Source organism: Pseudomonas fluorescens (assembly GCF_902497625.1).
GTDB classification, from domain to species: Bacteria; Pseudomonadota; Gammaproteobacteria; order Pseudomonadales; family Pseudomonadaceae; genus Aquipseudomonas; species Aquipseudomonas fluorescens_BQ.
Genome location: NZ_CABVGX010000081.1, coordinates 1 through 7,056, shown reverse-complemented (window position 1 = coordinate 7,056; position 7,056 = coordinate 1). Strand labels below are relative to the sequence as shown.

At 60.2% G+C, this 7,056-nt stretch carries 10 protein-coding genes; 6 read left to right on the top strand and 4 right to left on the bottom strand.

Annotated elements, in window-relative coordinates:
- Positions 1–45: 45 nt before the first annotated feature.
- From F8N12_RS26925 to F8N12_RS26910, 4 genes are all read right to left on the bottom strand, one after another.
- Complete coding sequence (locus tag F8N12_RS26925) at positions 46–723, bottom strand: response regulator transcription factor (protein WP_150583091.1); 678 nt, start codon at positions 721–723, stop codon at positions 46–48.
- 7 nt (positions 724–730) lie between these two features.
- Positions 731–1,144: a translation initiation factor 2 gene (locus tag F8N12_RS26920; protein WP_150583090.1), complete on the bottom strand. Its 414-nt coding sequence runs from the start codon at positions 1,142–1,144 to the stop codon at positions 731–733.
- 108 nt (positions 1,145–1,252) lie between these two features.
- Complete coding sequence (locus tag F8N12_RS26915; RefSeq protein ID WP_008156126.1) at positions 1,253–1,552, bottom strand: YciI family protein; 300 nt, start codon at positions 1,550–1,552, stop codon at positions 1,253–1,255.
- Between the two features lies 1 nt (position 1,553).
- Complete coding sequence (locus tag F8N12_RS26910) at positions 1,554–2,150, bottom strand: septation protein A (protein WP_150583089.1); 597 nt, start codon at positions 2,148–2,150, stop codon at positions 1,554–1,556.
- An 87-nt stretch (positions 2,151–2,237) separates the two neighbouring features.
- On the opposite strand from F8N12_RS26910, the gene F8N12_RS26905 reads away from it, so the two are divergent.
- The 6 genes from F8N12_RS26905 to rluB form a co-directional block, all read left to right on the top strand.
- Positions 2,238–3,101: a PHP domain-containing protein gene (locus F8N12_RS26905; RefSeq protein WP_150583088.1), complete on the top strand. Its 864-nt coding sequence runs from the start codon at positions 2,238–2,240 to the stop codon at positions 3,099–3,101.
- 13 nt (positions 3,102–3,114) lie between these two features.
- Positions 3,115–3,744 carry an L-threonylcarbamoyladenylate synthase gene (locus F8N12_RS26900; protein ID WP_150583087.1) on the top strand — a complete coding sequence of 210 codons (630 nt, stop codon included), beginning with the start codon at positions 3,115–3,117 and terminating at the stop codon, positions 3,742–3,744.
- A 60-nt stretch (positions 3,745–3,804) separates the two neighbouring features.
- Complete coding sequence (locus tag F8N12_RS26895; RefSeq protein WP_191623229.1) at positions 3,805–4,563, top strand: segregation and condensation protein A; 759 nt, start codon at positions 3,805–3,807, stop codon at positions 4,561–4,563.
- An 11-nt stretch (positions 4,564–4,574) separates the two neighbouring features.
- On the top strand, positions 4,575–5,573 hold the full coding sequence (scpB, locus tag F8N12_RS26890; RefSeq protein WP_150583085.1) for an SMC-Scp complex subunit ScpB: 999 nt from the start codon (positions 4,575–4,577) through the stop codon (positions 5,571–5,573).
- A 145-nt stretch (positions 5,574–5,718) separates the two neighbouring features.
- Complete coding sequence (locus tag F8N12_RS26880; protein ID WP_150583084.1) at positions 5,719–5,910, top strand: DUF1289 domain-containing protein; 192 nt, start codon at positions 5,719–5,721, stop codon at positions 5,908–5,910.
- Between the two features lie 169 nt (positions 5,911–6,079).
- On the top strand, positions 6,080–7,056 hold a 977-nt coding region (rluB, locus tag F8N12_RS26875), incomplete at its 3' end, for a 23S rRNA pseudouridine(2605) synthase RluB (protein ID WP_150583083.1).

Genomic DNA, 7,056 nt, shown 5'->3' with positions numbered 1-7,056 from the left:
ACGCAGCCTCGCGGGCTCGGCAGCTGCTACCAGGTCGCGTTGTTTTCAACGGCTGTAGTAATAACCGCGGCTGCGCAGCGCCACGATGCGCGGGCGGCCATCGGGGTGCGGACCGATCTTTTTGCGCAGATTGCTGACGTGCATATCCAGGCTGCGGTCATACAGGGTCAGTTTGCGGCCGAGGGCTATCTGCGCCAGTGCCTGCTTGTCCAGTGGTTCGCCCGGTTGTTTTAGCAAGGCTTCCAACAGGCGGCTTTCGGAAACGGTGAGGGTGAACTCCTGATCGTCGATGCTGACCACGCCGCGCATCGGGCTGAAACACAAATCGCCCAGCTCGAGCTGGCTGGAGACGGCCGCCGGATGACTGCGGCGCAACACGGCGCGCAAGCGGGCGGTCAGTTCCCGTGGATCGCAGGGTTTGGCCAGGTAATCATCGGCGCCCAGTTCCAGGCCGAGGATGCGGTCAAGCGGTTCGCCGCGCGCCGAGAGCATCAGCACCGGCAGGTCCGGGTGATCACTGCGCAATTGCTTGAGCAATTCCAGGCCACTGCCGTCCGGCAGCATCACGTCCAGCACCACCGCTGCCGGGGACGTTTCGGCCAGCGCACGACGGGCGCTCTGGCCGTCGTGGCAGGCACGCACCTGAAAGCCTTCCTGGCTCAGCCAACTGACCAGCAGCTCACATAGCTCCTGGTCATCATCAATTAATAACAGCTCGCTCATGACTCACTCAATTTAGCCATTGTCGACGTTTTCTATACGCACCGCTGGCGAAGATACCGCAGAGCAGAGCCAATAGCGCTACTCCCGCGCCAACCACGAACCATTGCTGTTGATCCGTCAGAAAGCGCCGCAGCGGGCTGCCGGACTCGCTTTCCTTGAGCTGCTGCTTCAGGCGCTGATTGTCCTGACGCAACCGGCTCAACTGCACGCTCTCACGTTCGGCATGGGTGCCTTGCAATTGCCTGCTCAATTCTTCCCGTCGCTGCTCGCTCAGCTTCAAGCGCTGCTGCAATTCGGCGATCTGGCTCTCTGCACCGAGGGACACAGGCGTTGACTGACTGCCCTCGGCAATTTCCTCAGCGTGGGCGGGTGCCACGATTGCCAACGTGACCCACATCAGACACAACGGACCTTTGCGCATCGGAGCTCCTGATTCCAATTATTATTGGGCAGGTTGTCGGCAGGCAAACGGGAATGATGAGCGATTGAGCGCGCGATGAACCGGGAAGGTTCATCGCGACAGATGACGCTAAGGCAGGACTTGCTTGAACGGCTTGACCGATACATTGGCGTAGACGCCGGCCGCGATGTACGGATCAGCGTCGGCCCAGGCCTGAGCGGCGCTCAGGGAATCGAATTCGGCAACGATCAGGCTGCCGGTGAAACCCGCCGCGCCAGGATCGTTGCTGTCGACCGCCGGGTGCGGGCCGGCCAGAACGATGCGGCCTTCGCCTTTGAGCACTTGAAGGCGCTCAAGGTGAGCCGGCCGTGCGGCCAGGCGGGCTTCCAGGGAGTTGGCGACGTCTGTGGCAATGATTGCGTAAAGCATGTCAGTCCTCGGTTTTTGGCGTTGTAGTATCGGCGTCGTGCATATGACGCGACAGGTAGATGCCCTGTGCGATCAGGAACAGCAAGGTCAGGCCCAGGCTGCCGAAGACTTTGAAGTCGACCCAGTATTCCTGGAACGTGAACGCGACGAACAGGTTGGCGGCACCGCAAAACAGGAAAAAAGCGATCCAGGCAATGTTCAGGCGGGCCCAGACCGGGTCCGGCAACGTCAGTGCATGGCCCATGATGCGTTTGATCAGCAACTGGTCGCCGATGAAGTGACTGCCCAGGAATGCCAGGGCAAACAGCCAGTTGACCACCGGTGCTTTCCATTTAAGGAAGGTCTCACTGTGGAACGCCAGGGTCAGGCTACCGAAAACCAGGCAGGCAATCAGCGTCAGCCATTGGCTCTTTTCCAGCTTGCGCTGCTTGAAGTAGAGCGCGCCGTAAACGACCAGCGAACTGACAATCAGCATCGCCGTTGCGCTGTAGATGCCGCCAACACTTACCTGATGGCCAGCAATATCGACAACCCGAGGGTCAATTTTGAAAACGATGAAAAACAGCAGGAGCGGGATGAAATCGATGAATTGTTTCACAGTGGCAGCCAGAAGCAGGATGTGGCGGCATAATAACAAACATATGGGCGCGCGATAGCGCCAGCTGATTTGAGGTTACACATCCCCGTGAATGTTGATTTGCACTGCCATAGCACAGCCTCCGATGGCGCCCTTGCGCCCGCGGTCCTGGTTGCGCGTGCGTTCGAGAAAGGCGTGCGAGTGCTGGCCTTGACCGATCACGACACCCTGGAAGGACTAGACGAGGCCCGTGGCGCAGCGACGGCGCTGGGGATGCAGCTGGTCAACGGTGTCGAGTTGTCTTGCACTTGGGGCGGTGCGACTATTCATGTGTTGGGTTACGGCTTCGACATGACGGCCCCGTCGCTGGTCGAGGCCATTGCCCGACTGCACGATGGCCGCTGGCTGCGGTCCGAGGAAATAAGCCGCAAACTGGCGTTGAAGGGTATGTCCGGTGCCCTCGAAGGCGCCCGGGCGATCCAGCAGGAACTCGGCGATAGTGGCAACGCGCCAGCCCGTCCGCACTTCGCTGACTGGATGGTTCGTGAAGGTTTCGTCAAGGATCGCGCCGAAGCATTTCGCAAATGGCTGGGCGCCGGCAAGCTCGGCGACGTCAAGCAACACTGGCCAACCCTGGAAGAAACCGTCGAAACGCTGCGTGCGGCGAAAGCCTGGGTCAGCCTGGCGCATCCCTGGCATTACGATTTCACCCGCAGCAAACGCCGTCGGCTGATTGCCGACTATATTCAAGCAGGGGGCCACGCTATCGAGGTGGTCAACGGTCATCAGCCCGCCGAACAAGTGGGAAGCCTGGCCATTCTCGCCCGTGAGTTCGGTCTGCTGGTCAGCGCCGGCAGTGATTTTCATGGCCCTGGAGGCTGGTCCGAGATCGGCGAATACCGCCCGCTCCCGGAGGACCTGCCGCCGCTGTGGTGTCGGTTCAAACATGACCCAATTATTGCCGCCGTCTGAACAGGTAGAGAACGTGAGTCAATTTTTCCAGATTCATCCGGAAAACCCGCAAGCGCGCCTGATCAAACAGGCTGTTGAAATCATCCGCGGTGGCGGGGTGGTGATTTATCCCACTGACTCGTCCTATGCCATTGGTTGCCAGATCGGCGACAAGAATGCCGTGGAGCGCGTGCGCCGCTTGCGTCAACTGGATGACAAACACAACTTCGCACTGATTTGCAGCGACCTGTCGCAATTGGGGATTTTCGCCAAGATCGACACCGGCACCTTTCGCATTCTCAAGGCGCACTTGCCGGGGCCCTATACGTTCATTCTCAATGCCACGCGCGAAGTGCCGCGACTGCTGCTGCACCCGAAAAAACGCACCATCGGCCTGCGCGTGCCGAGCCATCCGATTGCCTTGGCACTGCTTGCCGAACTTGGCGAACCGTTGATGAGCGTGACGCTGATCATGCCCGGCGACACCGATCCGCTGACCGACCCTTATGAAATGCGGCAATTGCTCGAGCATCAGGTCGACTTGATCATCGACGGCGGTTACGGCGGGATCAAGGCGTCCACGGTAATCAGCCTCGCCGACGGTGAACCGGAAGTGATCCGCGTCGGTTGCGGCGACCCTGCGCCGTTCATGGCCGAGGCCTAGATGTCTGCAGTAGAACCCGTTGACAGCCAGGCCGGCGCCCAGCAGGAACTGCCCTTTGCCATGGTTTATGGCCAGGCCGTGCTGGAAATGCCGCTGGACCTGTACATTCCACCGGACGCGCTCGAAGTGTTTCTCGAAGCCTTCGAAGGACCACTCGATTTGCTGCTGTACCTGATCCGCAAACAAAACATCAACATCCTCGACATCCCGGTGGCGGAAATCACCCGCCAATACATGGGCTACGTCGAGCTGATGCAATCAGTACGCCTGGAGCTCGCCGCCGAGTACCTGGTGATGGCAGCGATGCTCGCCGAGATCAAATCGCGCATGCTGTTGCCGCGCGCCGAGACCATTGAAGACGAAGAAGACGATCCGCGTGCCGAGCTGATCCGGCGTCTGCAGGAATACGAACGCTTCAAGGCCGCCGCCGAGGGCATTGATGGCCTTAGCCGGGTCGGTCGCGACGTCGTGGTGCCCAAGCTCGATGCTCCGGAAGCGCGGGCGCGCAAGCTGTTGCCGGATGTCAGCCTGGAAGAGCTGCTGATGTCCATGGCCGAAGTCCTGCGACGTGGCGATATGTTCGAAAGCCACCAGGTCAGCCGTGAGGCGCTGTCCACGCGCGAACGTATGAGCGATGTGCTGGAACGGCTCAAGGGCGGCGGTTTCGTGCCATTTGTCGAGCTGTTTACCGCGGAAGAAGGGCGCCTGGGCGTTGTCGTGACCTTTATGGCAGTTCTCGAACTGGTCAAGGAATCCTTGGTCGAGCTCGTGCAGAATGAGCCCTTCGCGGCGATACACGTCCGAGCCCGAGCCGAATAACGAGCCCAATCATGAACCTGACTGAACCCCGCGAGCTGGCGCCACTGCTTGAAGCCTTTCTGTTGGCCTCGGGAAAACCGCAATCGCTTGAGCGCCTGTTCGAGTTGTTCGAGGAGGGCGAGCGCCCGGAACCGCCGGTGTTCAAGAAAGCCCTGACGCTGCTGGCCAAGTCCTGCGACGGACGCGCTTTCGAGCTGAAGGAGGTCGCCTCGGGGTATCGTCTGCAGATCCGCGAAAAGTTTTCGCCATGGGTAGGGCGTTTGTGGGAAGAGCGCCCGCAACGCTACTCCCGCGCCATGCTCGAAACCATGGCGCTGATCGCTTATCGCCAGCCGATCACCCGGGGTGAAATCGAAGACGTGCGTGGTGTGGCGGTCAATAGCCACATCGTCAAAACGCTCATGGAGCGTGAGTGGATTCGCATCGTTGGTTACCGCGATGTGCCGGGCAAACCGGCGATGTTCGCGACGACCAAGGTGTTTCTCGATCACTTCAACCTGAAAAACCTCGACGATCTGCCACCACTGGCCGATCTGCGCGAGTTGGAACCCGATCCTGTTCTGGACTTCGACGATGCGCCAGTGCCGACGAGTTTGCAGGAATTGGCCGACGCTAGCGCCGAGCCGGAAGAGCCGAAGGAAGAAACCAGTTTCCACACGTTGTTGCTTGAACTGGACACGATGGAGGAGGGGATCAAGACGGACTTTGACGATTTGTTGCGTGATGGCGGGGAAACTTCAACCGAAGCGATCGTGGATCAGCCTGACACCGAACCAGCCCCGGAGCCTGGAATTGAAGTTGAACTTCAGCTCGAGCCAGACGCCCCAGTCCAAGAGCTGCCGGAAGATGACGTGTTGGGCGTCGCCGAAGCCCGCGAGAAACTTCTGGCCGCCGTCGCCGCGCTCCAGCCGTCCGCACCCGAGCCGCGGCCCGAGTTGAGCGACGAAGAAGCTGAAGCCAGGGCGCTCGCCGAAGCCATCGAAGCCGAACGCCGCGAATTCGACGACTGACCCGGTTATCGAGAACGACAGAGATCCCTGTGGGAGCGGGCTTGCTCGCGAAAGCGGTGGGCCAGCTCATGCAAACGTTGACTGATCAACCGCATTCGCGAGCAAGCCCGCTCCCACAGGTTTTATGTGCATACCGGAGAACTGGATGAGCTCAACCAAAGACCCCTGCATCAGCGTCTGCAAATTCACCGACGAGCAAATCTGCATCGGTTGCGGGCGCAGCAAGCGCGAGATCAAAGCCTGGAAGAAGCTCGACAAGTCCGACAAACGCACGGTGCTCGCAGAGGCGGCCATGCGCCTGATCAAACTCGGCGCCACCGGTCGGCGGAAGAAATAACCTGGCGCCCATCAGCTAGTCTCTGATGCGCAAACGCTTGCATGAGCGTATGATTCTCGGCCCTTCGGCGTTCCCCTCGCCCAAGTTCTGCAAAAAGTACCCAGATTTACATCGCTTCAGGACGCTCAATTCAGGGCCGCCTGAACAGACCACACCGGGAGGTGCCCAGATGAGTATCAAAGACCAGAAAGACGGCTCTAAAGACGATCAGGAAATCGGCCCCGCAGGCGAAAAACTGCAGAAAGTCCTCGCCCGTATCGGCGTCGGCTCGCGCCGTGATGTAGAAGCCTGGATCAGCCACGGCCGCATCAAGGTCAATGGCAAAGACGCCACCCTCGGTCTGCGCGTCGACCTGCATGACGCCATCACCATTGATGGCAAGGTGATCAAGCGCGAAGAGGCCGCCGAGTCGGTCCGCCGCGTGATCATGTACAACAAACCCGACGGCGAAATCTGCACCCGTGACGACCCGGAAGGCCGTCCGACCGTGTTCGACAAGATGCCGCGCCCGAAGGAAGGTCGCTGGATCAACATCGGTCGTCTGGACATCAACACCACCGGTCTGCTGATGTTTACCACTGATGGTGAGCTGGCCAACCGTCTGATGCATCCTTCCTACGAGATGGACCGTGAATACGCGGTACGTGTGCGTGGCGAGGTCGATGACGAGATGATCGAGCGTCTGAAGGCAGGCGTCGTCCTTGAAGACGGCCCGGCCAAGTTCACCGACATCAAGCAGGCGCCGGGTGGCGAAGGTTTCAACCACTGGTACCACTGCGTGGTGATGGAAGGTCGCAACCGCGAAGTCCGTCGTCTGTGGGAATCCCAGGGCCTGGTGGTGAGCCGTCTCAAGCGCGTGCGTTTTGGTCCGGTTTTCCTCAACTCCGATCTGCCGATGGGCCGCTGGCGCGAAATGAGCCAGTACGAAGTCGACATTTTGAGCGCTGAAGTCGGCCTTACGCCGGTGGCCATGCCGCAGATGAACGCCAAGAGCAAAGACAAGCTCGACCGGATGCAGCGTAAGTCGTCGCGCCCAATGGGCAAGACCGAGCGCGTGCGTACCTTGCGTCCAGCGGCCGCTGCTCCAGCTGCCGGCCGTGAGTCCCGCGAACCGCAGATCGAAGGCGAGCGCCCATCGCGCAAGCC

Bases quoted from the DNA above. Each gene is read 5' to 3' on its own strand.
- F8N12_RS26925 (WP_150583091.1), bottom strand. From the start codon at position 723: ATGAGCGAGCTGTTATTAATTGATGATGACCAGGAGCTATGTGAGCTG.
- F8N12_RS26920 (WP_150583090.1), bottom strand. From the start codon at position 1,144: ATGCGCAAAGGTCCGTTGTGTCTGATGTGGGTCACGTTGGCAATCGTG.
- F8N12_RS26915 (WP_008156126.1), bottom strand. From the start codon at position 1,552: ATGCTTTACGCAATCATTGCCACAGACGTCGCCAACTCCCTGGAAGCC.
- F8N12_RS26895 (WP_191623229.1), top strand. From the start codon at position 3,805: ATGGTTTATGGCCAGGCCGTGCTGGAAATGCCGCTGGACCTGTACATT.
- scpB (WP_150583085.1), top strand. From the start codon at position 4,575: ATGAACCTGACTGAACCCCGCGAGCTGGCGCCACTGCTTGAAGCCTTT.
- F8N12_RS26880 (WP_150583084.1), top strand. From the start codon at position 5,719: ATGAGCTCAACCAAAGACCCCTGCATCAGCGTCTGCAAATTCACCGAC.